The organism is Brevibacillus sp. DP1.3A (assembly GCF_013284245.2).
In the GTDB taxonomy this organism is placed as follows: Bacteria; Bacillota; Bacilli; order Brevibacillales; family Brevibacillaceae; genus Brevibacillus.
Genome location: NZ_CP085876.1, coordinates 2,919,332 through 2,945,253, shown reverse-complemented (window position 1 = coordinate 2,945,253; position 25,922 = coordinate 2,919,332). Strand labels below are relative to the sequence as shown.

Genomic DNA, 25,922 nt, shown 5'->3' with positions numbered 1-25,922 from the left:
TCTGTATACAAATATCTATCTCCATGTGTTACTATTTTAATTGAAAGTTAAATTCATCCATAAATAGGAGGTGATTAGGAATGTTCAAAAAACTTCTTCAAAAGATAGGTAGTAAACCCCTAGCTAGATGTACTCCTCCCTGCCTTTGGTTTCCACCCTACACTAAATGCATGTGTCCTGACTAAGTGATTTATTACAAAAGAGGCTATCCCAAAGACCATGAAAATGGTAGAGGGGTGGTCTTTTTTTCGTCTCTTTCGTTCATGTCTTTTTATCTAATCGAGCTGATTGTTTTTCATAATTGAGTTTGTGTTAAGCTTGGATATTGATCTCTAGGCTAAGCAAAGCGATTGCTTCCCTATCCGTTAGTCCGTGTCTGTCTCGGTTTTCCCTGCCCAAAGCCTTGAATTCCCCCATCATTTTTGCTTCTTGCCTCCGTTTTCAATACTCCAAAACTTGCCCGATAGTAATGCTTTTAAGGTTTTCTGACATTTCACGTTTCATTTAGACGACCTCCACTTTACGAGGCCGTGGCAAAAACATATCAGGGCCAAAATATCTTCCGTTTTCAGCAAGTCTACAATCGTCACAATAGAAATCGATGTTACCTTGCCACACACAATCCTCACATCTGTCACGCTGCTTGACCATTTCGATTTCTTTCTTCATTGACTCATCCATACAAGGCCTCCTATTTATCAAATCGTGTGCTTTGTAAAATGCCCCGTACTTCTAGTAAGTTGTTTAAAATCGATTGCATATTTACCATTTTCTTGAAATATGATCTTCATGTAGTTACTTTCCTGAGAGGGTGTTTTTTCATGAGTGCACTTAAGTCGACGTTTATCGGCGCTATTTATTCCGCTCCTTCCCCGCTGCCTGGTCAATCGCATCGTTCTAGCTCAAATATTGGTACGGAAGTCCTTCCGCCAGACACAGTTAATTTTCAATGGGTAATAAGTGGAGTTTCCAATCCTAATCAAATTAGTTTTGATGTCAGTCAAGATGTTAGTGGTGGCAATGATCCTACTCATCTTACTGGAGTAGTTAGCGAAAAAATCACAGATGTTATTTCTACTCGTTCTCTTTACATTGGGAATCCCAAGGGTGCACAAGCAAACTTTTTGGTTGAAATCTATGCACTTTCAAGAGCATAAATAATGCTGTTCAATTAGGGTGTCCTTTGGGACACTTCTTTGTTATTTGCAAATGACTATCTTGCATTTCCGTTTTGTTAAGTCACTCGATCTTACCTCTCCAAGCATTTATAATAATGTCTGGAGGTGCTATTTCATGGAAAGATTATCTGGCACCCACCCAACCGAATCTTCGTCAGGTTCATCTTATCCATTCGGAGCTGTTTACTGAATTACAGGAAAAGGGCTTTACTGTCGCTCCTGGTCAAATAGGTGAAAATATTACCACTGAAGGTGTCGATTTACTTGCTCTCCCTACCGGAACAAAACTGACTATTGGCAAATCAACTGTGGTTGAACTTACGGGCCTACGTAATCCCTGTACCCAGTTGGATAACTTCCAACCTGGTTTGATGGCTGCAGTACTAGACAGAGAGCAAAATGGTAACCTCATCCGTAAGGCTGGTGTAATGGGTATTGTACTCATCGGTGGAGAGGTATTTCTTGGAGATGAAATCAAAGCACAGTTGCCCCCTAAACCATACAAGCCACTCGATCGAGTCTGAGTCACTTCAGCCCTTCTTTTTGTTAAATCAGTATTCTTTCAACGTAGTTATGTCAATGTTCATCGCGTTCCAGTTAGCACTAGTGGCAGGGACTACTTTCTGGATAAACAAGTTCTCTGCCACTTCCTTGAGAACAGGAACAACCCTTGTATTTTTGTAGTAACGAGGCATACTGTTGATTGTTTCCTCGGTATAAAGCCCGGCCTGATTCAAATCTTCAACATATCCCCCGTTGTCTTGTCCCCACCATACATACCGATCTTTTGCTCGGGACCACTTTAGGCTGAGTAGATAAAATTCTTTCACAGTAACCACCTCCTTATCTCCACCCTCTCCCTCCCTTGTTTTACAAATCGATTGTTTTGTTCATTACTTATATTTCATGTAAAATAATCAAAAGATTAGTAAAAAACGCAAATAATTTGGAGGGTACGAAATGAAGGTCAAACGAATCGTCGCCAATATAGACACCCAGGATATCGCCGCAGCTAAATGCTTTTATCAGGACGTGCTCGGCCTAAATTTATTGATGGATCATGGTTGGATCGCAACTTACGGGACTGCCGAAGAAATGAGCGTTCAAATTAGTTTTGCTTCACAGGGAGGTTCCCACACTCTTACTCCGGATCTATCAATTGAAGTCGATGATATCGATACAGCCATCGAACGAATGAAAAATGCAGGGTTTCCAATTGAATATGGGCCAGCAGATGAGCCTTGGGATGTTCGGCGTTTCTACGTCCGCGACTCATTTGGCAAGCTCATCAACATTGTTGGTCATCTTAAGTACACTTGAAGCCTACTAATAAAATTACCGTTTTGTTAAGCAACGACTTCCAGAGCTGCATTGCAAATGTCCTTCGGTTCAACTTTGTAGATGAGGACCAGCAAGAGCACAGCGAACTTTGCCCCAAGTATTGGATCACCTTTTTTGAACTTCTCCTCGATCATCCACGCATCGGCTATGTTTTGGAGTGGGTTCCATTGCGCTGTGTCAATTACTCCGTCAGCATCCTTTTGGGCTACTATGCAGCCATCCCATCACCTTCGTTGCCAGCGTTTCAATGATCTGTCGCTCGGTCATGCTGCATCCTCCTCATCAGGGAGCATCGCCAAAATTTCCTCGTATAGCCTTACAACATCCCACGAGCAGTTTCCTGATACATATACAGTGAGGAAATCCCGTTCCAGAGAAAAAGAGATTTCGATTTCACTTCCGGTCTCGTCGTCAAATGCCATTGCATAGTTCGTTATATGACATACCTTAATTTTTGGGGGTATCCTCAATCACAATTAAGGAGTGACATTAATGAGCGCTGGCTTTTTTGGCTTGCAGTTGCGAGTAATTTTCAATGTTTATGGGCAGCTTTATAAGCTGCCCTTTTTACATAATTGCCCTCTAAACTTTGTAGTTAATTTGGATAAGCCTTTATAAAATGAACTTGCGCATCAATTAGCACATTTACGTTTACCATAGGCTCGTATCAGTTGCCAAGCTTCCCCCATTTGCATTCTCTATACCATGTGAGAGAAGCAAGGTGATTAATATGTCGAGAACTGACGTGATAGTAATTCAATTCAAACGTCTCAGAGTGGCTGGCGAACGGAGGCGAATAATACGCGTATCTCTCTCACAAAAGCATCAAATATAGTATGAAAGATCGTTTAAAAGGAGGTGCCAGAATTGGCGGCACAAAAAGGTGTTACAACTTCAGCGAGAAGAGTGTCCTTAGAAGTACAAAGAAAGAATCGTAGAAAAGCAGTCCGATTAATCAACAGAATTGTTGTAGTAAAAACAATATTTGATACATTTACCGGCTGTCTTCTCAGTGTCGGACCAAATGGTTTTCGCGTTCGGGTCTACACTGGTAGCAATGAGACGTTCACGATCATCACGATTCCATTAAATTTCGTTATAAACATCTTTCCTTTCCCTTGCAATTGCAATTGCTAGGGAAAGGCCCCGCCCCAACGGGGCTTATACATATTTCCTTTCTTTTTTTCAATCCTATATTATTCAAATGTTGGTAATTCTCTTTTGATTGAAGTGACTCTACATGAAGCTAGCCTTACTTTCATGAGCTGTTGTAACTATTACAGTAGTCGTAGCCATCTCTGGTAGTGGGGACAAATAAAAGACCAAGGTTGGTTGAAAAACAAAGTACGATAAATGAAAGGGTCAACCCAAACTAACTGCTGGTTAACATAATTGAGCTTGTGCACCCCAAGAAAAAGTCACTTATCCTACCAGAACCAAAACAAACTAGGATTCGGGGAACAGTACCATCATGATCTAAATCTCGTATTGGGCAGGAAAGATGGAAATTTCATACCGAAATCTTCTTTGTTTAACGCCTTTTCACTAGCGTTGAAAAATTTGAACATTCCCTCAATTCCCATCCACTCATTAAGACAAATCCCGTTGTATCAATGATTTCACCGAGTGCCCTTTCAAATGATTTCGAAACTTTTCATTTTTTCGTGGGCAAAAAGTGGGCAGAATTTGAAATGACTATCCCTTAAAAAAAGTGCACCTAGGAGCTTGATTGCCCCACGGGTGCATTTATCTTTACACCTATGCTGCCAGAATACAATCTACGAAGACGGACGAACGAAGCATGCCGCTCCTCGTCCAATTCCGCATTTTGACGCGTGCTTTTATTTGCGGCTGCACGTAAACAAAGTCGTGATCCTCTCCGGTAACCAATGATTTCGCAACGCCGTAAAACGCTTGCTTGTGAGTATGTGGCACGCTAGGTTAATGTTCTATGTTTATCCGTTTGTATCGAAATAAAGCCGATATCCTTTACGCGAAGGCTACCGACTATTCCCGCTATGGCTACTTTCATTTTGTCCCATCATCTAACATGTGATTATGTACCGCTGTTACGGTTATGCCATTTTTCGTTAATTTACGAACAACTGGATTCACTTCATTTGACAACAAAACGAAATCACCAGTAGTTGCTGCCTTGTCACCAATCAATTGTAAGTTAATAGGCATGGCGATACCCATAGCAGGTGGGATACTTATACCTTTTTCTGTAATTTCCTCTGGTCTCAGTATAGAGAATTGAAACACCTTTCCTTTTTTCTCACCTTTCCACCCCATGATGCTCTCAACCTTAGACCAGTTAAAAGTAGACGGAGATCTCTCAGCTGGCGCAGAAGTTAATGGAGTGCCTGTGAGGCCAAGAACATGCTTCATTTTTTGAGCCAGAGTTACTGGATCACCATGACCAACAACATGCAAATACATGATCTTTGGATTTTCTTCCATGATGTGGTTGTGCAAAGCAGTCACTTCAATCCCTTGCTCCACTAACAAGTTCTCGACAGGTTTTACTTCTTTTTCAAGAAGAACAAGATCGCCCATCATCATCGAATGGTTGCCCACTTGTTTGAATGCTAAGTAAGATGTTAAAGCAAGGTTCGGATCGAGTTGAACATCCCCGACTTCTACATGCAAATCGGAACGTGGAAACGTGACTTTACATACATCTTTTTGAACAGTCCCCTTGTTAAACACTTTTTTTACAGATTCCCAATTAGCCCCTTTCTCTTGCGATACATTTGAATTATTTTTTAAGTCTGCCTGCTGAATGACACTTTTTTGCTCAATTTTGTCGGTTATTTTCATGATGCTAACTACTGTAATCATTAGGACGATTCCCATCCATATAAACATGACTGACTTCTTCATTTTTGACCTCCTACATAACATCTCATTTCTTATCTTCCCTACGTTTTTTAGAATATACTTCAGGGAATCAGAATTGCCTTCAGGAGCCGAACCGTTTGATAATCCTGGACTTCGTTATTCTCACTACAGAGGACATTGCACCTTTAACGCACTGTTACGGGCACACTCAGACAGTTTTTGCCAAAAGAAAAGTCGGTTTTCCTATGCTAAGGATTACCGACTTTTGGATCTTTGTATTCAGCTTTCGTTACACGTTAGTTGGACAAGTTGCTATTGGGATTGTCCTGAATATATACCATCAAGAAACTCGATTGAGACGCGTTCTGCTTCCTTCCTAGGTACAATTTCCGAACCTTGGCGTAGACTTTGGTACATCTTGATCGTATTTTTTAGCGCCTGGTAGCAACTTTCAAAGCTGTGGATGGGAATCGTTCCTTTTAGTTCCTCCAGTTCCTTGATAGCGTATTTCTCGAGCTTTCGAACCCCTCTCGGGGAATGACCGTTGCGAATGAGTACCAACGGCCCTAACACTGCATTGCGCATAAATGTTAGAGTATCGATTAATTCGAATAATTCGCCTCTCCCTAATTTTGTGGCGCAGTAATGCACCCATACCCAGAAGCGATCTTCGATCCATTGAGGATCAGGGAAAGAGAGAGAGGGACTTGTTTTACTGAGTATCATTGCAATACCAGAACCTCTCTCCCAAAGAATCAGTGGGTTCTCGACTCGGGATTCGAGCTCTTCCAGTTGTACAAATTTAAGGTCGACATGAAGAGGGGCTGGGCCATATAAACAAATAAGCAATCTGGGTTCCCCGACATGCTCGCCTGTGAATGCAGAAAGTAAATTACCGAGCCTTTCGGCAATTCGGAAGCGTTGTTCCATGATCTCGTTTCGAAAAGCATAATTGTAGACGATTATTAAATCCAGATCACTATACTCATCCATTTCTCCGTACATCATAGATCCGCCTGCGAGGAGACCTATAAGTCGTTGATCTTGGCTTACATACTCAATTGCTTGTTCAATGAATCGATCGTGTAATGGTAACTTCATACCAAGCACTCCTTAAATAGTGACCCATAAAATGGGTATTATTATAAATTAACATTTACATTGAGTGGTAGTCAACTGTATGTAGATCAATATAGCAACAGATTACACTATCCTGCCAGTTAGTTTAATATTTACAATCGGTCATCCATAAATCTTTCAGCTTATTGGGATTATCCTAATGTCTGGTTGGAAATTTTGCCTCGCGTGAGGAATGAGTAAACAAAAAAGCCCCAACTGCTTTAAGCAAATTGGGGTACACAAGAAGTAATACGTGAATAAAAAAGTGCACATACATATAGTAGATTATCAGCGCAGTATTTACTACAAGTATATATAGGTATGCATACCTTCTCTTGCCACAAAAAAATAGCGCAGACTCATCTGCACAGATTGAGTCGTACAGATACTTTCTGCATTAAGCGCTATCGCCTTAAACAGCATGCCGTATAGGATCGTTTCATGCAGGATTTCTCGCCATTGGTCAGGTTGAATCATTGTCTAATACACTCGCTCAACCTGCAGCATTTTTTCAATGGGCACCCACCACACTCCATCAACGCGAACAAGCTTGATCTTGTTCTCATCCCGGTCGATGTCTTTTACCACGCCCCATTCCCTACGGATACAGTTCTCGTGCCAACTAACATTGATCGCATAGTCTTTTCGCACCGAGTCGTAAATGATCAAGTTCATTTCTGCCAAGGAATCTGGGCCAACCTGGGGTAGCGGAGCCACGACTTCCTCATAATGATGTTCATACAATATGGTCATTCGAAGTCTCATCCACCAATCCAGCCTCGATCAGATCCCGGAGAATGTCAGGGGCGCATCCAAGACTTGCCCCAGTACGGATTTTGCTAATTGCTTTTAGATGCTTTGGTGTTAAAACGGGAACAGCTTGGAGTTGGCCATCAATCACTGCTTGGATTGTCTCCATGTTAATCACCCACTAACGAACGTTTGTTCCTATTTTATAAGAACGACATGCGAACATGCAATCGCAATTTTTTCCAAATAAAAAAAGGGGCTGGTTGTGCCAGCCCCTCTTTCATTTCTTTTTCTCCAACTCCGCCTTTAATCTTGCATTCTCTTCCAATAGCTTTTGAATGTCCTGGACATCCTTGCCCGAAAACCAGCCATACAAATCGTTTCTTGCTGCATACTCCGGCAATTGATCACGAAATACCATTTTAATGTGCCGTACATCTTCAACATAATAGGTAGGAATTTGTTCCATGACCGATTGCTTAAACTCTTGAAACTTCTGATAGTATTCAATTGCTGCGAAGTCGTATGGCTTTTGTCTTAATGCTTCATCTGTGACAACAAAAGCAAATCTAGGTTTACCCGCTTCTCCGGCATACTCATATTCCCAATGCGTATAGCTCTTGGATTCATCAGGAAGCGTTAAACCATAGAATCCTCCGAGAATCAGGATATATACATCGGACTCATCGATCCATCTCTTCCTAATTTTCATTGGACTTTCCTTAAAAAATTGCTCGATTCCAGCAGGAATATGACCGGCTTGAAGTACGGCTTCAACAGCGGTATGTCTTTCCTCAATAAGATCGTAGTAAGTAGGCGATATGTAAATTTGTAATTTTTTTCATAGGCCCACCCAAATTAAAGAATTAGTATAAATAGAATCTACCACTCACTCACTTTATTTGTCAGAATTGACTGGAGTTTTCATGCGGCAAGCTTGCACCAGACGCCAAATAGGAGGTTTATTCGTGCAGAAAAAATGGACAAGAACACAATCAGGATGTCTTGGCGGTTCGTACCGTATAGATAGTGAAAGGCGGGCGACTTATACGGGATCCCTGGTGAAGCAAACCAATCAACATTTACAGAGAATCGAAGACCTGCTTACTAAGTAATCGATAAGAAGGATTAACTTAGTTCATCACAATTTCTCTTGTGTTAAATTGCTCCGGGAAACTGGTTCCATTCCTCGTCCAGCCCGTTTTTTTCCAATGCAGTAACCGAATGCAGAGAAGCAAGGAGCCCCAAATTACAGAGGAGATCAACATTATTTAGATGCTCAATCTGTCCGTGATGAGAATCTAATTACCGCGAATGGAAGCGGAGCATCGGAGCCTACCATATATATTGGAGAAATTGGGTTCTTTTCCACTCTTTTAATGCTCTCATCTGGTCAAATCTCACAACTGCCTCCATTTGCACTTTCTTCAGTTATTCAAAATATTGTCAATTTCAACCGCTGTTCGACAATCTCTCCTAAAGTTACGAGGGTCGATTTTGTGATAAAATGGTATATATTGGTATCCAAGGAACAAAATGATAGTCACCTCTTTTTTTGCAAGAAATGCTGCAACAATTGACCTCTACTCGATGATAGTTTCCAAACAACTTTTATCATGAAAGGTTGATGTTCATGTTTAAAAAAGCACTTATTATCCTGTCATTAAGTTCAGTCGTCGTAGTACCCTCTCTAGCCACACAAGTCCAAGGGGCAGCGCTCCCTACACAGGAAAAGGCAACCACCTACGCTTCCAATAAAACAATCAGAAACGCCACGTATGGTGAAGAAATCTGGGTGTCGCTTACCTCACCTATTCCAGCCGGATGGGTTATCGTTAGAACTTTAGGAACCCAGAACCTGATCAGGAATGTGAGCGGTGCTTCTTATGGCACGGAGGTAGAGGTGCTGCTAGCTTCGCCTATCCCAACCGGATGGGTCATGGTTCGAGCCTTTCGAGGATCGAATGTAATCAAGAATATGAACGGTGCTTCTTATGGCACGGAGGTAGAGGTGATGCTCGCCTCGCCTATTCCAAAAGGATGGATCTTGGTTCGAGCCTTTGGAGGATCGAATGTGATCAGAAATGTCAATGGTGCTCCTAATGGAACACAGATTGAGGTAATGCAAGCCTCGCCTGTTCCTGAAGGATGGATCATTGTCAGTTCAGGCGGAAATTCGAAAGTGATCAGGAAAGTTGGCTAAAACAAAGCACACATGGCATGCATCTAGTCCGCGAGCTGACGTCGGAATGAATGTGAAGCCACCGCTAAAGTGATCAGAAAATACGATACTTGGTTTAATCAAGAATTTAGGTTTCATTATCACAAGTAATGTTTTGTAAAGAACATCCTCCCCCACTGCGTCTGCAGTTTTAACGTCCATTTTTCACACTTGCAAGCACTCGTCCAGTCAAGAGAGAAATTTTGTTAATAAGTTATCTGAGATCGTTATAAAGGGGGAAGTACCTCATGAAAAAGAAGAAATCTGTTTCCAAGAAATTCAAGAAAGTAAAAGGTCAATTGGTGAGTTATCAACCATATGAATCATCTGGGCAATATCAAGCGCGAGCTAGACGTTGTTTCCCGTGTTGCTGGGATGATGGCTGCGGTTATTGTTGCCCTGGCCCCCCAATAATGTGACCATCCTCTAAATAGAGCGATCATTGTCTTAAAACAGATTGCCCAAGTATAGTCCCAACATTAAACTTGGACTTCATGGACACTCCTTAATTATTCAAGGAGTGTCTTTTTAATTTCCTATTAATCAAAACGTGTGTTGTATTAACCAAAAAATATACTGAATAAACGAAGGACCTTTTTCAAAACGTATAATGTCAACTATTTTTAGGAGTGATTTCAGTGTCAACAATGGAACAACAAAAATCATCCACACAAGAAGGTATTGTCTTAGCTGAAAAAGACCAGGAGACGATAAAAAAATTGACTGAACAAGTTAACGAAACCGCACAACAAATTTTTGAAATTATTAATCGAACTTTAGAAAACAAGTCTTCGAATGAATTCGATAAATTCGAATTTGTAAAAGGGCCTGAGGTTTTCAACGTAGCAGAAGCGTCTGACGATGAGAATGTCACAAGAATCATTATCTCTGGTAAAGGAGGTTGTGGTGTATACGTAGACCCGCCAGGAATTTGTAGACCTTGTTAAGCAGCTATGGCTGCTTTTTTTATTCAACTGACTTACCGAAGTGTTAAACTTCCATTTGCTCTCGTACCTGCTCCGCTATAGCAGAAGCAACAGCCGCAACTTGGATCAATTCTTTGTATAAATCTTTTGAATCCGTTGGCTTTCCCCAACCCCAAGTACCCTGCATTGCTTGGGAGACTTCCCCAACCTCTTCCGTTAAGATAGCTAGCCAACGCCCTAAATCATGACGCTGCTTGCCCCATTTTGCGTCTTGTCTGCATCGCTCCTCGAGCACATCAGAATTAACCTTGTCCATAACCATCGTTACTCTTTCAAGCATTTGCACCCTCCTTGTCTTAGTAACTACTTTGTATAATTTCCTTTCCATCACCAGATGCTAAAAAATAAAGGAGGTATTTCTGTTTGACACCATCAAATAATGATCCCAGATCATGTGAACCTAATTGTTTACCAAATCCAGTGATCCCACCACCGGGTGTAGTGCCTAAACCACCAACCCCTTGGCCACCACCGGTATTGGAGCCACCCCCGGCACTGCAGCCACCGAATTCACCACCTGCACCCAAGCCACCTTCGATACCTCAATTACCCAATCCACCATCGATCACGCCAGGAATTGAACCACCTCAACCACCAGTCCCATGGTGATCACCCGATAGATTGTTTATCCAGGAGTAGCTGGTTCCAGCTACTCCCTACACATCAAGTTAAGTCGAGACGTTTCGGGTAAATCCATCCCTTGCGAACCTTCTCCATCCATGTTTCTTTATCAGATTTTCAAAACACTTCTGACTTTCTCCATTAAGTAGAAACCACTCGAACTGTATATTATTTGTAAAAAGAACCGTTCATTGGCCCACTTCCCTACCTCAGCAGTTGTATTTTCACTTAGTATCCCTAAACTCATAAGTTGTGCGGAAAATTACAGCTAGAACCTTAGAGAGGATAAATTGGTCTCCATAGTAAAAACTATCCCTAATATGTGGTAAGGGGGAAAGACATGACGAGAGTCTGGAGAGAACATGATGTTGATACTACTTTTAGACGTGCCCATAGATATATTGATGGAAATGAGACAAAAGTAATTGGAGCATTTCCAGTGCTAACGTTTAAACCAGATAACAGTTTTGATCTAATTTTTGTGAAAGAAACAGCAGGTGCAATGACCTCGTATTCCGATATACATCAAAATGACTCTGCACTGATTTTCCTTCATGAACAATTGCAAGGATCAAATATCATCGACGGAGATAAAACTTATGTTACTGCCTTCCCAATTCATGAATTCAGAGATTCAACTGTTGGGGCAATATTACTGTCTTCAGATGCAGTAGAAGTAAAACATATACATTGGAATGCACTTGGTTTACCACGTTTAGTATCTAATTGGTCAGATATGGTTATTGCTTTCAATATTGTTGACGATTATGCCGTTGCAAATAATTTTGCTGGTGGCTTCTTAGACTGCCACTTAATAGATGAGCACCGTAGGCTATTTTTGTTCAAAAAAGACTACTTTGAAAGAAAAAGTATACCTGAATGGAGGCTTAACCATCTCACAAATTTTCGTTACAATTTTTGTAATCCTCCTTTTGAAGCACGAATAAGAAAAGCGCATAATATTATTTGCTCTATCCTTGATGCAAATTCCTGTAATGTATTAACTGAAAGAGATACCCTCAAACTTAAGGAAATGTACTATAATAATTTGACGTTATCTCACTTTGAAGATAACAATATGCCCACTTTAGGAGGTGCAAATATTAATTGCCCAAGCATTTATTTTAATATTAATCGTTTATCGTCCGCTGATGACATTTCAATAGCACGCATTGTATTTCACGAATTAATGCATACCATTGGGTACGATCACCCCGCTGATGAGAATGATCCTGCGTATAAAGCTTCAGTCCCACATAGAGTGATATTTTGTATTCCTTCTAATGGTGATAGTAACGACGCCCAGATTCCAATCCCAAATTTTTGTCAATTAAAGCGTGATTTACATTGTCCAACATAAGATACAATTAATTATCAGCATGAATCGTTATGTTCTATTTAATGCCGCGATAAGATTAATTGCGGATGGGTTTTCTCTTCATGCTTTTCATTTAAAATATTGTGCAATTCTTTTTTGTCCCACCAATCCACGTTACGCTCCAAGAAAAAGGAGTGTTCCCGTGTGGAAAGGTCGTTTTACTATGTCGTTACTTAGAGTGAGGCAAACGCTCTGGTTAGGGTCTTATCCGAACGCTTCATTCCGTTTGCACTCGTTCAGTCCAAGCTGCTGAAAATACCACCAAATCAAATTGCTATCGTTTTTCCTGATCTACCAGTACAGCTTTACGCTGTAGTCCGTGAACTATTTGGAGGGGACGGGCTGCGCTATCCTGAGTAGCCCTGCTTCCTCCCGTTCCATGGCGGCAATGCTCCGCTTACTTTCCAGTTGTTCACGTATGGGTTAACGATAGTTTGTTTAATCCGCTATTGCCACAACCTCATGAAACACTTCCGTTTCTTCATAAACACATATTGCGGCTTCGTAAGCATCCATTGGTGAATCGTATGTCGCCATTACCATTTCGCCTACCTTGATCCCATATCTCATGTCACATACCCCTCCCGTTTATCAAATCGTGTGTTGTGTTTCCTATTCATTGACAACCTGATTGCCGCCCTCCAAAATGGTAATATGTGTGGATTCAGATTAGGAGAGAGCAGACATGCTCTTTCGCTCTTTCCTAAGTTATCGAAAGGAGTGAAGATAAAAATGGATTTAGATAACTACAAACTCATTTGGACAACCGGAAAAGAAAATTATGTTTTAGTCAAGATGGATGGTCGTTATTTTGTTTGTAACCGAGTTACTAATACACTTTTGTTAATTGAAGATGAAGATCTGCATGAAGCGATTGTCAACGAAATGTTAAAAAATCAGTGCGAGATAGTAGAAGAGAGTTAAACTCAATTTACCGTTGTGTTAAGCGATGGCTCTTAGAGCAGCTCCACAGATTGCCTCTTGTACGGTAGAGGCTATTGCGACATGACCATCTTTTCTCGTGTACGTCCTGTAGATGACGACTCTGGCGTTGGGTGATTTCGAACCGAGGTCAATGTTTACTTCCCAAAAAGATTCACCCAACTTTTCGACTACTTGCCATGCATCAGCTATGTTTTGGAGTGGGTTCCAAAACGAAGAGTCAAACAAGTTTCCATTATCTCCATACCAAAATTCTGTTTCTCCGTAACGTTTCCACCCCATCACCTTCGTTGCCAGAGTTAGAACGATCTGTTGATCTGTCATTTTGTTATCCCCCTAGCCCTATTTTCATCGGTTCCAACACTTCCCCTGTATCAATATTCACGAGCTGCCACTTGCAAAAGCTGTCGGCGTGCCACCTAGCTACGTACGAAACGTGCCTGAAGTCGCTCCAATGCGTAGCATCCTCGATCTTCTCCACGTCATCGTATGGATAAGCGCATGGGTTGTAATTCCCGTTATGCTTTAGGAACGTCTTAGTTTCCTTGTTCTGCACCGTATATTTTTTCGACATGCCCTTTCCTCCCTAACTAATAAGTTAAAGTCGGTCCTTAATTATGGTATTGTATTTTGACTGACAAATTTTGAGGTGAAGCTATTGATTTATGCTAAAGTAAAAAACATTATTGATCGATGGGACCCGATTGGGTTAGTTGGTATAGATCCCGAACACGATCATTACCGATTTGAAATAAATGAGATTATTAAACTTCTTCAATCTAACTACAGCACCCCTGAAGAGTTAGCCAAACATGTAGAAAGCATTTTCATCGAATACTTCGATGACGAAATTTATAATCGTCCCTTCGCTGAATGTCTGAATGTCGCTCGCATTCTAGTTACAATCAATAGCGATTAACAATTAACGACTGTCTTTTAAGTGCTGTATTTACCTTTTCCCTCCATTTTCTGAATACACATTTTGTTAATTCACTGATATTTCAAGACCTTCCTATAAGACACGGCAGTGTCCTTCTATGCCTGTTTTTCATGCCTGTTTTTCATGTCCATTTTTGACCCTTGCGAACACTCGTCCAGTCAAAATGAAAATTTTGTGAATACCCTATCTTAGATCATCATGAGGGGGATATCTCTTGAAAAAGAAAAGATCTAAGTCTAAGAAATTCAAGAAAGTAAATGGTCAGTTGGTGCAACATTCAGCTCACTATCCAACTCAATTCGGAGCAGATTGTAGGTATATTTGCACTCGCTATGGGTGCGGTTGGTGGTGTCCAGATCCCCCAGTTTAATGTGTCATTGCAGACGACGAGAGAAAGCCTAGTTCATTAAAGTCTCTGCTGAGATACTCATTAACCTAGGTTAATTATCCACCAAAAAATTCAAGTGATTGTGTATTGAATAGTGTAGCTGAGCATAATTAAACACGGCTCATCTCCTCCCCCTGCATATAATGGCAGGGGCCTTTATTTTTCAAAATGAGCATTGTGTTAATTGCTGTTTGACCCAACAACCCGTGGTAATATATGGTTAATTCTGATGCCATACATTATTGAGGTGTTTTATGAATTTTGATTCATGGGTACTTATTCTCATTGTTGAATTTGTTTTTTTATGCGCTGTTCTTTATGCCAAGTCATGGCGAGCTGTAACTATCGTTTGTGCAATTTTATTGATAACACTTATAGTTGGTTCAACCTCCCTAATTCTGGATGTTTTAAAGTAAGTATCCTGAGCAATTTGTAAATAAACAAATTTCGTGATACATTTTTTGTAAAATACTGTATATAGGTGAGTATTATGAAAAAAATAACTTTGCACAAAATAGTTTCAATTGCAATCTACTTGAGTGGTCTTTATTTAATGATAACTAGCCTGGATTACGGTTTACTCGGTATCCTTTTTTTAGCAATTGGAGTATGGCATGTTTTTACGTACTTTGGCAAAAGTAATGTGTGATTTAACATAATTCAGATTGTGTACCCTATAAGCTGAAGCTATCTACTGCTTCGTCCATAAGGTCTTGATTGATACCGATGTACCGTAACGTAATTTCGGATGACTGTGGTTGAAAATCAGTTGTAGTGTTGCAATATCCCGTGTCCTCTTGTAGAAGAAGCATCCAAAAGTTTTGCGCGTTGAATGGCACCCGATTTCCGTCAATCCAAGTTTCGCAGCAGCCCCATTGAAAATTTGATAAGCTCGTACCCGCGTAATTGGCTGTTGGCGCTTAGATGATGCGACTATATACTCATCTGGACCTTTTCCTGCAATGTACCTCGCTATCTCTACCCGCAAATCTGCATTCAACTTGAATTTCTTACGTTTCTTCGTCTTCTTCTCGATGATCAGGAGATGACTTTTCCCTTTCACATCCCGTACTTTTAAAGGCAATAGATCAGATATACGTAATCCTGTGTTGATACCCATCACGAACAAAAAGTAGTTCCGGTCCGATTGCTGCAAAAGAAGTCGTTTCATATCCTCAATCTTTCCTGGGTCACGTATTGGCTCAACGAAATTCATGCGAATACCTCCCTAGTACGATAAGATTGAAAAAAGGAGTGTTTCGTATGGAAAAGTCGTTTTACTATTCTGTGCTTTGGTCTGATGTTGGTTATTTGAAAGAGACTCTACAAGCTATCGAGATACCTTTTGTGATTGAGCAATCATCTGACAGATTGGCTCTGGAGGAAGGAGCCGTTGCTTTTGTGTTCCCAGATATGCATGTTCGAGTGTATCGCCATGTTCATGAGCTATTTGACTGCCATGGCCGCGCTTATCCTGGATGACCCTTTCTCTGCATAGTCTTATCAGTTGTAACATTCATGCCAATGATCCGTTCTTTCGGACGAGGCTTAGGTAGTGAATCCAGTCTCTTTCGCTCTTCCTCGGTAATTTGTCTGGTAATGCACTCGCCTACCGCTGAACTTATGGCCTCATCCCTTTTTCTCGCTCTCATATCAGTTCCAAATCTACTTGGAGCTCTATGAAATCTTCTCATCTTCCACACTCTCCCTCTCGTTCATGCCCTTGATCTCAACCGTTGGAGCCGTTCAAACATGTCCGGGAAATCAGTGATGCTTTTAGCTTCCTGAGTAAGATTTGCCCCTTCTTTCTCTTGCTGCATTTGCCACTGAACGCTTTCAGGCAGCTTGTCCACCATGGGAACGACATTGTTTCGTCTTTTCCATGGTCGATGATGACTTCGTTCAGGCATAGGCTGTGCGGTTTTGCCACTCTCAACAGCCTTGTCCCGCTCAAGTTTCTTCCAAGCAAATGACAAGCAGTAGTTCACCGATGTAATCTTGTCTTTTGGATGACGTGGCTGGTACTGCTCGAACGCTTCGTCAATTGCAGCGAGGAGCATGTCCATTGTTCCTCCACTGGCAATAAAGGTCTGAATATTTTTAGGTTCATCACCTTTGAGGTAATACATCTGGCCTGTTTTCGTGATCATCTTTTCTTCTACTCTCTGGAAAGCCAGCTCCGTTTCATTTAGGTCTTCTTCCTGAACAGTGTCATTTATGCCGATCCCAGTAGGTATCTCGTTCGTAGAAGAAGATATTTTTAAAGATTTATTTAAAAGACTTTCTTTAGACCCCTCTCCATCCTTAGAACCGCAAGGGATTGGAGAGTTATCCCCATCATATTTTTCATTGTCGTCCGTCATATTTTTTATTGATTCCGACAATGATTCATTGTTAGCTTCAATGTTTTGTAATAGCGACGACAATAAAACATTGGTGACCTCAATATTTTGTAAGCTGCTATTTACCAGCTTTTTCAGGTGTTCCGATGATGCTTTTTTCTTTCGAGCGATCTTCCATTGTTCAAAGTGTTTGTTGAACATGATGAGTCGATACTCTGAAAACCACTTGATGACTCCGTTCGCTTCTAAATGCTGTAGCTCTTCGCTCACTACGTTGCGGTACACGCCCACGGCCTCGAAATCAGCGTAACTGTCATACCTCCATGCCTTTTTGCCGCAGCCCCAGCTCAACCGTAGAACTAAATCAATCATGCTTCTCTGACGCTTGGAGAAATCTCGCATCGCGATTTCTTCATATAGTGAATGGGCTATTCTAATATGTGCATCTGTAGGTTGTGGGTTTACCATTGGCCTACCACCTTTTTATATAGTGCCCTTACTGTATAGCGGGAGGAGCACTGTTTGCTGATACGTCTCGAACGCTAGGCGGCCCTCTCTTGTGTTATGAGCTTTCCAATGGCAGGTTCCCGACTGAGTAACTGGCCCGCACGCCAAGGCTACATTCCATGGGGCTCCAGTACCTCCTTGGCTTCGGAAAACGATATGGTGTCCCTCCAGTGTCCAGACCTAGAATGAATCTTTCTCGCACACAACACATCGCCCGTTGTCCCGCTCCCAAACTTCCGCTAATACTGCCGGGGTAATCTTTCCACGATCTTTTTGTTTCTTAACCCGTCGCTTGTGATCGGGTTTTGGTACCTTACGTACCTCGTCAAACATCCCCATCGTTATCACTCTGCCTTTGCCCTAGCACTTGATACTGGTTCAATTTGATGGGCTTCCACTTTGGATATCTAATCCGCATGTAGGCTACAGCATATCGTTTCAAGGTTTTCGAATCACCTAGCGTTCGATATAAATCCGGTAGTGGAAACCATTTCTCTTCATGGACTATCGCAACTCCCGCTCCATTTAGCTGGACAACAAACTTTCATGTATTCATATTTGCAACATTCGCTATAATGATTAATAGTGAGGCTTGTCCTCCATAGTTTTTGGTTGTCGTTTCCGCGTCCGGCAAGACACTAGGAAATGACCGTGTTATCCCCCACCTGTTCGCTGCAGGTGGGCTTTTCTTTTTCTATCAAACGCCCTAGTATTTGTGCTGCTTGCACTGATTCTCTTGCTTTCTTTATGTCTAATACTTTTTCAGCTGTAATCCGCATTTTAAGTGCGACCATGATCATCCCTTGCTTATCGTAGCGGATTGCCGTATCCTGCAATGCCGAAACGATCAATGATAACTGTTCTTCATCTACTCCATCCAGCGTTTCTTTTACATTGTCTTGACGCAATACTGCCATCCCTTTCTTGTAGGATTTTCCACTTTTCTATCGAATTTGGGAGTTGTCCAGACTTACCCAATCGATACAGGAAGGAAGTGATATCTTGTACAAAAATCCGTTAATAGCTCCCTCGTTGACAGATGAAACAGAACTCGATGATACTGGAAAAGAGGTTTACACTCACGACTGCCATAACCTACCCATTTGTATGTCGTATGGTAGCAACTACACTGCCTGTCTTACCGGTGCGTTCGCAGGTAACAGATGTAGCCGTGGTGAAAAAATGAATATTCGGATTCTGAATGATATGAATCCAAATGCCACTTATAAACCCGCGAAGACATCATCAGAAACAATTGAGGCTTATATCAAAGGGTAAACTTCGACTGTAAAATCGCATTTTTAGCCTCATCCAGTATTGAGATTGCATCATGAACTGTAAGTCCCTCGACATAAAGGCGACTTGCGAATTCTTGAGTAATCTCATTTTTTTTACTCTGAACTGCTTTCTCCAGAAGAATCCCTTTTGACGACGTTGCAGGACTTCTCTTTTGCACAATAAGCATTTGTCCAAGATTTTGAAACCCAACCTGCTCAACAAAGGCTTGCCAATTATTCAAATCATCTAGTACCCCACCTCGTTGAATGACTATTGCCTTGTTGATCCGTTCCATTACGGTGTCCAGATCAGTCTTTGCTTTATCCATCGCCACTCACCACCTTTCTCTTTAGTCACGAGGCCGCCAGCAGCCCGACCTCTCTGCCAGCCGTATAGCTACTCTGACTGATCCCGATGACCCCGCTATGTATTACTTGGAGGTTCGAACCTCCGTGCAACTGACATTTTTTTATCAGCTGCACGCAGGGCCGAAGCCCGCGTATCATAATGAGCAGTTTGTTAAATCACGATCTGTAATATTCAGAAAATTACCTTTTTAATAGTTTCCTACATATGTTAAGATGTATTTGGTGGTAAAATTTCCCTTTTAATTGGAGGTGATTAACTATGTGGAAGAAACTCCTAAAAACAATCAGCTCAAAAGGTAACGTTTTCCCTTGCGAAAAAACACCTGGCTGTATAACTTTGCCCAATTTGCCTTATTGCATCTGCACTTAGATGTAGCTAATCTCATTAAAGGTCCAAGAAGGCTGACTTAAAGCTTTGAAAGTGACAAGGGATGGTCTTTTTTATCGCTTATCTTTATCAAAATTCAGAATTTGTCTCCTGATTGGGACAGCCCTGATGTATCACAGTGCTTGTCCATCTCCACAAAAACGTGGTAGGATAGGTGTATTCAAATTTGTTTTGTTGTTGAATTGGTCACTGTTGCGAGCAGTGGCCTTTTCGTTTTCTCTGGCTGCTTCCATTTCGCTTTCCAGCTCGTTAATTTCTTTCACAATCCACCAGTCCCATGTACCATCTGCTGGCTGAAAGCGCAGGGAACGGTAGATTCTCCAAAGCTCAGCTTTTCGGGTAATCGCTGAATCAAAGTCATACCTCACAGCCTGTCACTTCCCTTTATTTCGATTTAAAATCGGCTTGCTTTAACCGTTTACCTCCATTTGTAGAAGCATGTCCGCCAGCAATCAGTGCCTTGGTTGTTCATACAGCCACTTAATCAAAAATTCTCTTGTCTCTCTGGCTGGGAAATACCACTTTCCTCCTACCTTAAATTTTGGGAACCTTGGATCATAGAAAACCTTATCCTGTATGGTGTTCCAACACATTGGGTGCGTTTGTGGGTGAAACGATTTTTACTCCCGCACCCACAAATTAAAAAAACCCCTCGCACCTACAGGCACAAGGGGTTTCGCTTATTAGTAAGCAGTCATGTATTGCTCGCGCTCCCAATCGTGAACGCGTGTGCGGAACATATCCCACTCAATTTCTTTCGCTTCAATAAAGTGTACCAATGCATGCTCGCCCAATGCTTCGCAAATCACCGGATCTGCTTTCAGGCACTCGATTGCTTCCTTCAAAGTAGCAGGCAAGTTCTCGATTCCGTTTGCTTCGCGGTCTTGCTCGGTCATCACGTAGATGTTGCGATCAATAGCAGGTGGTGGCGTAAGCTTGTTTTTGATTCCGTCCAAACCAGCTTTCAGCATAACTGCCAACGCCAAGTATGGGTTCGTTGCAGGGTCTGGGCTGCGTACTTCAATACGCGTGCTCAAGCCTCTGGAAGCAGGGATACGGATCAATGGAGAACGGTTTTTCGCAGACCAAGCTACGTAGCAAGGAGCCTCGTAACCAGGAACCAAACGCTTGTAAGAGTTTACGAGCGGATTCGTGATCGCAGTAAAGCTGCGAGCATGCTGCAAAATACCTGCCAGGTAATGCTTCCCTGTTTGGCTCAGTCCCATTACATCGGACTCGTCATAGAAAGCATTTTCTTTACCACGGAACAGCGATTGGTTCGCGTGCATACCGGAACCAGCTACACCGTACAGCGGTTTTGGCATGAAGGTCGCATGCAGACCGTGTTTTTGTGCGATGGTTTTAACAACCAGTTTGAACGTCAAAATTTGGTCAGCTGCTTGGAGTGCATTTGCATACTTGAAGTCGATTTCGTGTTGACCTGGGGCTACCTCGTGGTGAGATGCTTCCACTTCAAAGCCCATTTTCTCCAACGTCAATACGATATCACGACGGCAGTTTTCACCGGAGTCGAGTGGAGCAAAGTCGAAGTATCCGCCTTGGTCGTTCAGATCCAGCGTAGGCTCGCCTTTTGCGTCCAGCTTGAACAGGAAAAACTCAGGCTCTGGACCTACGTTGAAAGCTGTGAAGCCCATTTCTTCGGCTTCTTTCAAGGCACGCTTCAGGATGTAGCGCGGATCTCCTTCGAATGGAGAGCCATCTGGCATGTGGATATCACAGATCAGACGTGCAATTTTACCAAATTCATTGCCCCATGGGAATACAACCCATGTATCCAGATCAGGTACCAGGTACATGTCGGATTCCTCGATGCGAACAAAACCTTCGATGGAAGAACCATCAAACATCATTTTGCCATCGAGTGCTTTTGGCAATTGGGACAGCGGGATTTCTACGTTTTTAATGATCCCCATCAGGTCGGTAAACTGCAGTCGGATATACCTTACGTCCTCTTCTTGGGCCATGCGCATGATGTCTTCTCTTGTAAACTTGCTCACATTTCTCTCCTCCTGTCTCTATATCGGCTTTCTATCTAGTGGAAGAAGCGGGAAAGCTCTCCACGTATCAATGCACCCTCGCCATGGCGAGTGGCATCGCGATACATAATCTGTTGCCTTAGGAGCTGATGCAGCTCTTTGTCGGACATGTCCTTGCGTTTCTCTTCGGACGTCGTGGTAATCTCTGTTTGTTCCAAAGCAGGCTCTTGCATTTGCAGGACTTGCTTGATCCCTGCAATATTCAGTCCTTTTTCAATCAGAGCCTTGATCTCCAACAAGCGATCTACGTCGTTGAAAGAAAAGAGCCTCTGCTTCCCTTCTGTGCGGGCAGGCTGAATCAGGTCGTTTTGTTCGTAATAACGGATTTGCCTCGCAGTGAGATCCGTCAGCTTCATGACGATCCCAATGGGAAAGAGGGCCATATTCCGGCGAAGGTCATCACTCATGACTTGTCCCTCCTGTTTCGTATTTCTTAGTCTTATTCTATTTTATAACAAAATCCCTGTCAATAGATGTTAGATAATATTACACAGAAAGTTATGTACAGTTTTTTACATGAAAAAACGGCATCCTCGATTATCTAGAGAATGCCGTCCAATCCTTGCGATTTTATCCTATTCACCCGGTATTTCGAGTAAGCCTTTTTCCAACATCCCGTTCAACGCTGTCAAAATCCCCACTTTTACGTGCGAGTACGTCAACCCGCCTTGAACGAAGCCCAAGTAAGGAGGACGAATCGGGCCATCTGCAGAGAATTCGATGCTCGCCCCTTGAATAAACGTACCTGCTGCCATAATCACAGGATCAGCGTATCCAGGCATTTCACTTGGATACGGAGTGACGTGTGAATCGACTGGTGCTGCTTTTTGTATCCCTTGGCAAAACGTAATCAGTCGTTCAGCACTGCCGAATTCCACGGATTGAATCAGGTCCGTCCGCGGCTCATGCCACAATGGATTCGTTTTGAAGCCCAGACGCTCCAGCATTGCCGAAGAGAATACCGCTCCCTTTAAAGCTTCTCCCACTACGTGTGGAGCCAAGAAAAAGCCTTGGTACATCTCCAGTAGCGAGTAGAGCGATGCACCACCCTCTGCGCCAATTCCCGGTGCTGCCATTCGATACGAAGCAAGCTGAACCAAATCCTGGCGTCCTACTATATAACCGCCTGTTTTGACCAAGCCACCACCCGGGTTTTTGATGAGAGAGCCTGCCATGATGTCTGCACCTACGTGCAATGGTTCTTGCTCCTCCGTGAACTCTCCGTAGCAGTTGTCTACAAATACGATCAGATCAGGCTTGATTTCTTTTACAACCCGAATCATTTCTTTGATTTTCGCAATGGTGAAAGAAGGTCGATCTGCATAGCCTCGCGAACGTTGAATCCCAATGACCTTTGTCTTTGGCGTAATCGCTTGTGCAACTGCCACAAAATCAATTTCACCTTCTGGCGTCAAAGGCACATAGCTGTAGCCGATGCCGTAATCCTTGAGTGAGCCTTGCCCTTCGCCGCGCACACCTACTACTTCTTCAAGCGTATCGTACGGTTTACCCGTAATATAGAGAAGGTCGTCGCCTGGACGAAGAATGCCAAACAAAGAAATCGCAATCGCATGTGTACCCGAGATAATATGGTTACGCACCAATGCCGCTTCTCCACCAAACACTTCGGCATAAATCGATTCTAACGTTGCACGTCCGGAGTCATCGTAGCCATAGCCTGTGGATGTTGAAAAATGAAATTCATTGACCTCATGTTTTTGGAAGGAACGCAATACTTTCAGTTGATTCGTATCCACCAAAGCGGAAATTTGACGATGTCTCTCTGAGATCGTCGCTTCCACCTCCATTACGAGGGGGCGAAGCTTTTCTCCATGGGAAAAATATGAAAACATCTGTTACTTACCAACTCTCTTCAACAGTCTCTGGTTTATCCAGGAGGAAAGGAGCAATCCTGCCGTAAATCGGATTATCCTTGTTCACGCGGACAGTGATCAAGTAGGCCGCTTCCTCTTCATTAAATTCTTGTTCCATCTCTACCCCATCCCGATGCAAAAGGGAGAGAATGTCTCCGCGCTCGACAGGAACGCGCAGCTTCATCTCATTGAAAGATTCGAGTGCAAATGACTCAATCTGGCTGAGCAGTTGCTTCAGGTCATTTTCCCGCATGGCAGAAATCAAAATCGATTCGTCTGCACGCGGCAAGTAAGAGCCCTCTACAAGCATATCTGCCTTGTTGAAAACGACTAGCAGCGGAATTTCTTCTGCTTTTAGCTCGCGCAAAATTTTGTCTACGACTTCCATATGTACTTGGAAGTCAGGGTGATGACTATCTACCACATGCAGGATGAGGTCCGCTTCTTTTACACCTTCCAATGTCGAACGGAATGCAGCGACTAGACTCGTAGGCAAGTCTTGAATAAAACCAACCGTATCTGTCAAAAGCACATCCAGTCCGCTCGGCAACTCCAATTGTCTGGTTGTAGGGTCCAAAGTGGCAAACAGTTTGTCTTCCTGCAAGGTGTTTGCATTCGTAAGCTTGTTGAGGATCGTCGACTTCCCAGCATTCGTATAGCCGACCAACGCAATCTGGAACACATTGTTTTTCTTCCGACGCTCCCGATGCAATTGTCTCGTCCGAACAGTATCCTCTAATTGCTGCTTGAGTTCACTGATCCGCTTGCGAATATGTCGACGGTCGCTTTCCAGCTTGGTTTCACCCGGTCCACGCGTACCGATACCGCCCCCGAGACGAGATAGCTGCTTTCCTTGCCCGGCAAGTCGAGGCAGCAAGTAGTTGTACTGCGCCAGCTCTACCTGGATTTTCCCTTCACGCGACTGTGCACGCCCTGCGAAAATATCCAAAATGAGCTGCGTACGGTCAATCACTTTGCAATCAAAAACTTTATCCAAATTACGAGTCTGACTCGGAGACAACTCATCATTGAAAATGATCACGTCCACATCCAGCTCTTCAGCTCTCTGCGCGATTTCATCAATTTTTCCTGTCCCCAAATACCAGGCAGAATCAACCCGGTCCCGATTTTGCGTGATGACGTCCAGTACTTCTACACCAGCAGTATCTGCCAGCTCATGCAATTCTTCCATGGAAAGACGGGTTCTTTCTTCATTCCGGTTATCTAAATAGCAACCAATCAGTATGGCTGTTTCTTTCGTTTTGATCAGATCGTTCACCGATTCACGCCCCTTCATGCACTATCATACCACATTTTGCCCAAAACGTTACGGCAGCAGGGCACGCCAACTGAAATCAACTTATGTCATGGGTTACTTGTCGCTTTCTCTGAGAAAATCTCCTTCACGAAATACAGAATCGCTTTGCTAATCACTTTGCGGAGTTCCTTCTCATCATATCCACCAGGCAAGGCATCCACCTCTTCCTTGAGGAGATCTTCATGAATGCGGAGATTCAGATTTTTCAGGATAACCCCCATGTCTTTTACGCCAAATGTCTCTTCCAGTACACCTTCTGTCGTCTGATGGCCGAGACGTACAACGTCCGTATATTTCTTTTGCTCCATCTTGTTCCTCCGCATGTTTGATGAAGTTCTTTATTTTGGAAGATTATATCATATTGTGGAATTTCGAATAGGAGTCGTTAAAGAATACAGAACGACCATCACCCTTTGGTTACGGAGTAATGGTCGTTTTTCTTCTGGTTTTAGTTTCATCAATTCTTCTGTGGTTAAATGACTCGCTTTCATTTTCTGGAAATTCAGGAGTCAAACTTCTTTTACTTCTCCCGTTTGTGCGTTAATTTGTAGAAGAGTATCTACTTCAATATCATAATCTGTTGCTTTAATCTGCCAATGATCTTTTTGTCCATTTGCACTTTTAATAATGATTCCGTCATCAAGTTTGCTCTTTAAATAATGGATTGCGTGTTGAATAGCCTTTTTTTCATCCATTTCATTAATAGGGTTTTTGCTTTCTTCATTAATTACAAGTTTACTGAGTTCTGCTGAACTGGGGTATGCCAGCGCGGATGGTGTCGTTGACCATGTAGATACCATGTGTCCTACTTCGATTTTATCAAATGAGATGTTATTGCCCTTGCTATCTTGAAAGACTGCTTCTTCTTTTGGGAAGTACCACTCTGCTTCATAGTTAGTACTGTCCTTCGTCTTCGTTTCATCATTTTCTATGACTAAGAGACGTTTTTTTGCAGTATCTTTTTCAATGACGTATCCTGTTATTGTTTGTCTTTCAATCTCAGTGTTACTCGTTGCACATCCAGACATGAGTAATGCTGCTAAAAATAATGTTAAAACGTTTTTCATTGCAATCCCTACCTT

Annotated in this window: 32 protein-coding genes and 2 pseudogenes; 9 read left to right on the top strand and 25 right to left on the bottom strand. The window is 42.5% G+C overall.

Going from position 1 to position 25,922, the window contains the following annotated elements; genetic code table 11:
* Positions 1-504 precede the first annotated feature (504 nt).
* Complete coding sequence (locus HP399_RS13800; protein ID WP_173621425.1) at positions 505-681, bottom strand: hypothetical protein; 177 nt, start codon at positions 679-681, stop codon at positions 505-507.
* Between the two features lie 140 nt (positions 682-821).
* Here HP399_RS13800 and HP399_RS13795 point away from each other — a divergent pair, with 140 nt between their 5' ends.
* The gene (locus HP399_RS13795; RefSeq protein WP_173621424.1) at positions 822-1,157 is read left to right on the top strand and encodes a DeoR family transcriptional regulator; all 336 of its coding nucleotides are present in this window, start codon (positions 822-824) and stop codon (positions 1,155-1,157) included.
* 116 nt (positions 1,158-1,273) lie between these two features.
* Positions 1,274-1,702, top strand: coding sequence for an MOSC domain-containing protein (locus tag HP399_RS13790; protein ID WP_173621423.1), 429 nt, complete (start codon positions 1,274-1,276; stop codon positions 1,700-1,702).
* 27 nt (positions 1,703-1,729) lie between these two features.
* On the opposite strand, the gene HP399_RS13785 is transcribed toward HP399_RS13790, so the two are convergent.
* Positions 1,730-2,008, bottom strand: coding sequence for a hypothetical protein (locus HP399_RS13785; RefSeq protein WP_173621422.1), 279 nt, complete (start codon positions 2,006-2,008; stop codon positions 1,730-1,732).
* A gap of 130 nt (positions 2,009-2,138) precedes the next feature.
* On the opposite strand from HP399_RS13785, the gene HP399_RS13780 reads away from it, so the two are divergent.
* Positions 2,139-2,498, top strand: a complete 360-nt coding sequence (locus tag HP399_RS13780; protein ID WP_173621421.1) for a VOC family protein — start codon at positions 2,139-2,141, stop codon at positions 2,496-2,498.
* A 2,049-nt stretch (positions 2,499-4,547) separates the two neighbouring features.
* Here HP399_RS13780 and HP399_RS13775 read toward each other — a convergent pair.
* The 6 genes from HP399_RS13775 to HP399_RS13750 all read right to left on the bottom strand — a co-directional run bounded on the left by HP399_RS13775 (position 4,548) and on the right by HP399_RS13750 (position 8,061).
* Positions 4,548-5,405: an LppY/LpqO family protein gene (locus HP399_RS13775; RefSeq protein ID WP_228088516.1), complete on the bottom strand. Its 858-nt coding sequence runs from the start codon at positions 5,403-5,405 to the stop codon at positions 4,548-4,550.
* Positions 5,406-5,675: 270 nt separating this feature from the next.
* Entirely contained in the window at positions 5,676-6,464 is a 789-nt protein-coding gene (locus tag HP399_RS13770) for a nucleotidyltransferase domain-containing protein (protein ID WP_173621420.1), read from the bottom strand.
* Positions 6,465-6,785: 321 nt separating this feature from the next.
* Entirely contained in the window at positions 6,786-6,959 is a 174-nt protein-coding gene (locus HP399_RS13765) for a hypothetical protein (protein WP_228088515.1), read from the bottom strand.
* A 3-nt stretch (positions 6,960-6,962) separates the two neighbouring features.
* Positions 6,963-7,235: a YolD-like family protein gene (locus tag HP399_RS13760; protein WP_173621419.1), complete on the bottom strand. Its 273-nt coding sequence runs from the start codon at positions 7,233-7,235 to the stop codon at positions 6,963-6,965.
* Complete coding sequence (locus HP399_RS13755) at positions 7,219-7,401, bottom strand: hypothetical protein (RefSeq protein WP_173621418.1); 183 nt, start codon at positions 7,399-7,401, stop codon at positions 7,219-7,221. Before HP399_RS13755 ends, HP399_RS13760 begins: the two co-directional genes overlap by 17 nt.
* Before the next feature lie 111 nt (positions 7,402-7,512).
* Complete coding sequence (locus HP399_RS13750) at positions 7,513-8,061, bottom strand: DUF4062 domain-containing protein (protein WP_228088557.1); 549 nt, start codon at positions 8,059-8,061, stop codon at positions 7,513-7,515.
* An 804-nt stretch (positions 8,062-8,865) separates the two neighbouring features.
* On the opposite strand from HP399_RS13750, the gene HP399_RS13740 reads away from it, so the two are divergent.
* Together HP399_RS13740 and HP399_RS13735 are read left to right on the top strand one after the other, a co-directional pair.
* Positions 8,866-9,435 (top strand): hypothetical protein, encoded by a 570-nt coding sequence (locus HP399_RS13740; protein ID WP_228088514.1) that lies wholly within the window; start codon positions 8,866-8,868, stop codon positions 9,433-9,435.
* A 656-nt stretch (positions 9,436-10,091) separates the two neighbouring features.
* Complete coding sequence (locus HP399_RS13735) at positions 10,092-10,400, top strand: hypothetical protein (protein ID WP_173621486.1); 309 nt, start codon at positions 10,092-10,094, stop codon at positions 10,398-10,400.
* A 43-nt stretch (positions 10,401-10,443) separates the two neighbouring features.
* Here the strand turns inward: HP399_RS13735 and HP399_RS13730 are convergent, their stop codons facing one another.
* Positions 10,444-10,719: a MazG-like family protein gene (locus HP399_RS13730; RefSeq protein ID WP_228088513.1), complete on the bottom strand. Its 276-nt coding sequence runs from the start codon at positions 10,717-10,719 to the stop codon at positions 10,444-10,446.
* A gap of 16 nt (positions 10,720-10,735) precedes the next feature.
* The gene (locus HP399_RS13725) at positions 10,736-10,966 is read right to left on the bottom strand and encodes a hypothetical protein (protein ID WP_173621485.1); all 231 of its coding nucleotides are present in this window, start codon (positions 10,964-10,966) and stop codon (positions 10,736-10,738) included.
* Between the two features lie 434 nt (positions 10,967-11,400).
* Here HP399_RS13725 and HP399_RS13720 point away from each other — a divergent pair, with 434 nt between their 5' ends.
* On the top strand, positions 11,401-12,420 hold the full coding sequence (locus HP399_RS13720) for a hypothetical protein (RefSeq protein WP_173621484.1): 1,020 nt from the start codon (positions 11,401-11,403) through the stop codon (positions 12,418-12,420).
* A gap of 456 nt (positions 12,421-12,876) precedes the next feature.
* Here HP399_RS13720 and HP399_RS30990 read toward each other — a convergent pair whose 3' ends face one another.
* A complete protein-coding gene (locus HP399_RS30990) occupies positions 12,877-13,008 on the bottom strand; it encodes a hypothetical protein (protein ID WP_255654139.1) in 132 nt (43 codons plus the stop codon).
* Positions 13,009-13,170: 162 nt separating this feature from the next.
* Between HP399_RS30990 and HP399_RS13715 the strand changes: the two genes are divergently transcribed.
* A complete protein-coding gene (locus HP399_RS13715; RefSeq protein ID WP_173621483.1) occupies positions 13,171-13,362 on the top strand; it encodes a hypothetical protein in 192 nt (63 codons plus the stop codon).
* 18 nt (positions 13,363-13,380) lie between these two features.
* On the opposite strand, the gene HP399_RS13710 is transcribed toward HP399_RS13715, so the two are convergent.
* Both HP399_RS13710 and HP399_RS13705 read right to left on the bottom strand, forming a co-directional pair.
* Positions 13,381-13,704: a BC1872 family protein gene (locus HP399_RS13710; protein ID WP_173621482.1), complete on the bottom strand. Its 324-nt coding sequence runs from the start codon at positions 13,702-13,704 to the stop codon at positions 13,381-13,383.
* A gap of 4 nt (positions 13,705-13,708) precedes the next feature.
* Positions 13,709-13,954 carry a hypothetical protein gene (locus HP399_RS13705; RefSeq protein ID WP_173621481.1) on the bottom strand — a complete coding sequence of 82 codons (246 nt, stop codon included), beginning with the start codon at positions 13,952-13,954 and terminating at the stop codon, positions 13,709-13,711.
* A 75-nt stretch (positions 13,955-14,029) separates the two neighbouring features.
* Here HP399_RS13705 and HP399_RS31145 point away from each other — a divergent pair, with 75 nt between their 5' ends.
* Positions 14,030-14,299, top strand: coding sequence for a DUF1871 family protein (locus HP399_RS31145; protein ID WP_370642719.1), 270 nt, complete (start codon positions 14,030-14,032; stop codon positions 14,297-14,299).
* 1,083 nt (positions 14,300-15,382) lie between these two features.
* Here HP399_RS31145 and HP399_RS13700 read toward each other — a convergent pair.
* A pseudogene (locus tag HP399_RS13700) lies at positions 15,383-15,924 on the bottom strand (tyrosine-type recombinase/integrase).
* 47 nt (positions 15,925-15,971) lie between these two features.
* Here HP399_RS13700 and HP399_RS13695 point away from each other — a divergent pair.
* Positions 15,972-16,190: a hypothetical protein gene (locus tag HP399_RS13695; RefSeq protein ID WP_173621416.1), complete on the top strand. Its 219-nt coding sequence runs from the start codon at positions 15,972-15,974 to the stop codon at positions 16,188-16,190.
* Positions 16,191-16,423: 233 nt separating this feature from the next.
* Here the strand turns inward: HP399_RS13695 and HP399_RS13690 are convergent, their stop codons facing one another.
* The 11 genes and pseudogenes from HP399_RS13690 to HP399_RS13640 form a co-directional block, all read right to left on the bottom strand.
* The gene (locus HP399_RS13690; RefSeq protein ID WP_173621415.1) at positions 16,424-17,518 is read right to left on the bottom strand and encodes a replication protein; all 1,095 of its coding nucleotides are present in this window, start codon (positions 17,516-17,518) and stop codon (positions 16,424-16,426) included.
* A gap of 677 nt (positions 17,519-18,195) precedes the next feature.
* Positions 18,196-18,465 (bottom strand): hypothetical protein, encoded by a 270-nt coding sequence (locus tag HP399_RS13685; RefSeq protein WP_217367964.1) that lies wholly within the window; start codon positions 18,463-18,465, stop codon positions 18,196-18,198.
* Positions 18,466-18,824: 359 nt separating this feature from the next.
* The gene (locus HP399_RS13680) at positions 18,825-19,163 is read right to left on the bottom strand and encodes a hypothetical protein (protein ID WP_173621413.1); all 339 of its coding nucleotides are present in this window, start codon (positions 19,161-19,163) and stop codon (positions 18,825-18,827) included.
* A 541-nt stretch (positions 19,164-19,704) separates the two neighbouring features.
* Entirely contained in the window at positions 19,705-19,959 is a 255-nt protein-coding gene (locus HP399_RS13675; RefSeq protein WP_173621412.1) for a hypothetical protein, read from the bottom strand.
* Between the two features lie 84 nt (positions 19,960-20,043).
* Positions 20,044-20,184, bottom strand: a pseudogene (locus HP399_RS13670) (group-specific protein); the annotation flags it as partial.
* Positions 20,185-20,274: 90 nt separating this feature from the next.
* A complete protein-coding gene (glnA, locus tag HP399_RS13665) occupies positions 20,275-21,609 on the bottom strand; it encodes a type I glutamate--ammonia ligase (protein WP_173621411.1) in 1,335 nt (444 codons plus the stop codon).
* A gap of 35 nt (positions 21,610-21,644) precedes the next feature.
* Positions 21,645-22,055 (bottom strand): MerR family transcriptional regulator, encoded by a 411-nt coding sequence (locus HP399_RS13660; protein WP_007719086.1) that lies wholly within the window; start codon positions 22,053-22,055, stop codon positions 21,645-21,647.
* Between the two features lie 168 nt (positions 22,056-22,223).
* Positions 22,224-23,501, bottom strand: a complete 1,278-nt coding sequence (locus HP399_RS13655; protein ID WP_173621410.1) for a methionine gamma-lyase family protein — start codon at positions 23,499-23,501, stop codon at positions 22,224-22,226.
* A 7-nt stretch (positions 23,502-23,508) separates the two neighbouring features.
* Positions 23,509-24,801, bottom strand: a complete 1,293-nt coding sequence (gene hflX, locus HP399_RS13650) for a GTPase HflX (protein ID WP_173621409.1) — start codon at positions 24,799-24,801, stop codon at positions 23,509-23,511.
* 86 nt (positions 24,802-24,887) lie between these two features.
* A complete protein-coding gene (locus HP399_RS13645) occupies positions 24,888-25,148 on the bottom strand; it encodes a hypothetical protein (RefSeq protein WP_228088512.1) in 261 nt (86 codons plus the stop codon).
* Positions 25,149-25,349: 201 nt separating this feature from the next.
* Entirely contained in the window at positions 25,350-25,907 is a 558-nt protein-coding gene (locus HP399_RS13640) for a DUF3221 domain-containing protein (protein ID WP_173621408.1), read from the bottom strand.
* Positions 25,908-25,922: the final 15 nt, after the last annotated feature.

Bases quoted from the DNA above. Each gene is read 5' to 3' on its own strand.
- HP399_RS13800 (WP_173621425.1), bottom strand. From the start codon at position 681: ATGGATGAGTCAATGAAGAAAGAAATCGAAATGGTCAAGCAGCGTGAC.
- HP399_RS13795 (WP_173621424.1), top strand. From the start codon at position 822: ATGAGTGCACTTAAGTCGACGTTTATCGGCGCTATTTATTCCGCTCCT.
- HP399_RS13790 (WP_173621423.1), top strand. From the start codon at position 1,274: ATGTCTGGAGGTGCTATTTCATGGAAAGATTATCTGGCACCCACCCAA.
- HP399_RS13780 (WP_173621421.1), top strand. From the start codon at position 2,139: ATGAAGGTCAAACGAATCGTCGCCAATATAGACACCCAGGATATCGCC.
- HP399_RS13775 (WP_228088516.1), bottom strand. From the start codon at position 5,405: ATGAAGAAGTCAGTCATGTTTATATGGATGGGAATCGTCCTAATGATT.
- HP399_RS13770 (WP_173621420.1), bottom strand. From the start codon at position 6,464: ATGAAGTTACCATTACACGATCGATTCATTGAACAAGCAATTGAGTAT.
- HP399_RS13765 (WP_228088515.1), bottom strand. From the start codon at position 6,959: ATGATTCAACCTGACCAATGGCGAGAAATCCTGCATGAAACGATCCTA.
- HP399_RS13760 (WP_173621419.1), bottom strand. From the start codon at position 7,235: ATGACCATATTGTATGAACATCATTATGAGGAAGTCGTGGCTCCGCTA.
- HP399_RS13755 (WP_173621418.1), bottom strand. From the start codon at position 7,401: ATGGAGACAATCCAAGCAGTGATTGATGGCCAACTCCAAGCTGTTCCC.
- HP399_RS13740 (WP_228088514.1), top strand. From the start codon at position 8,866: ATGTTTAAAAAAGCACTTATTATCCTGTCATTAAGTTCAGTCGTCGTA.
- HP399_RS13730 (WP_228088513.1), bottom strand. From the start codon at position 10,719: ATGCTTGAAAGAGTAACGATGGTTATGGACAAGGTTAATTCTGATGTG.
- HP399_RS13720 (WP_173621484.1), top strand. From the start codon at position 11,401: ATGACGAGAGTCTGGAGAGAACATGATGTTGATACTACTTTTAGACGT.
- HP399_RS30990 (WP_255654139.1), bottom strand. From the start codon at position 13,008: ATGAGATATGGGATCAAGGTAGGCGAAATGGTAATGGCGACATACGAT.
- HP399_RS13715 (WP_173621483.1), top strand. From the start codon at position 13,171: ATGGATTTAGATAACTACAAACTCATTTGGACAACCGGAAAAGAAAAT.
- HP399_RS13710 (WP_173621482.1), bottom strand. From the start codon at position 13,704: ATGACAGATCAACAGATCGTTCTAACTCTGGCAACGAAGGTGATGGGG.
- HP399_RS13705 (WP_173621481.1), bottom strand. From the start codon at position 13,954: ATGTCGAAAAAATATACGGTGCAGAACAAGGAAACTAAGACGTTCCTA.
- HP399_RS13695 (WP_173621416.1), top strand. From the start codon at position 15,972: ATGGAAAAGTCGTTTTACTATTCTGTGCTTTGGTCTGATGTTGGTTAT.
- HP399_RS13690 (WP_173621415.1), bottom strand. From the start codon at position 17,518: ATGGTAAACCCACAACCTACAGATGCACATATTAGAATAGCCCATTCA.
- HP399_RS13680 (WP_173621413.1), bottom strand. From the start codon at position 19,163: ATGGATAAAGCAAAGACTGATCTGGACACCGTAATGGAACGGATCAAC.
- HP399_RS13660 (WP_007719086.1), bottom strand. From the start codon at position 22,055: ATGAGTGATGACCTTCGCCGGAATATGGCCCTCTTTCCCATTGGGATC.
- HP399_RS13655 (WP_173621410.1), bottom strand. From the start codon at position 23,501: ATGTTTTCATATTTTTCCCATGGAGAAAAGCTTCGCCCCCTCGTAATG.
- HP399_RS13645 (WP_228088512.1), bottom strand. From the start codon at position 25,148: ATGGAGCAAAAGAAATATACGGACGTTGTACGTCTCGGCCATCAGACG.
- HP399_RS13640 (WP_173621408.1), bottom strand. From the start codon at position 25,907: ATGAAAAACGTTTTAACATTATTTTTAGCAGCATTACTCATGTCTGGA.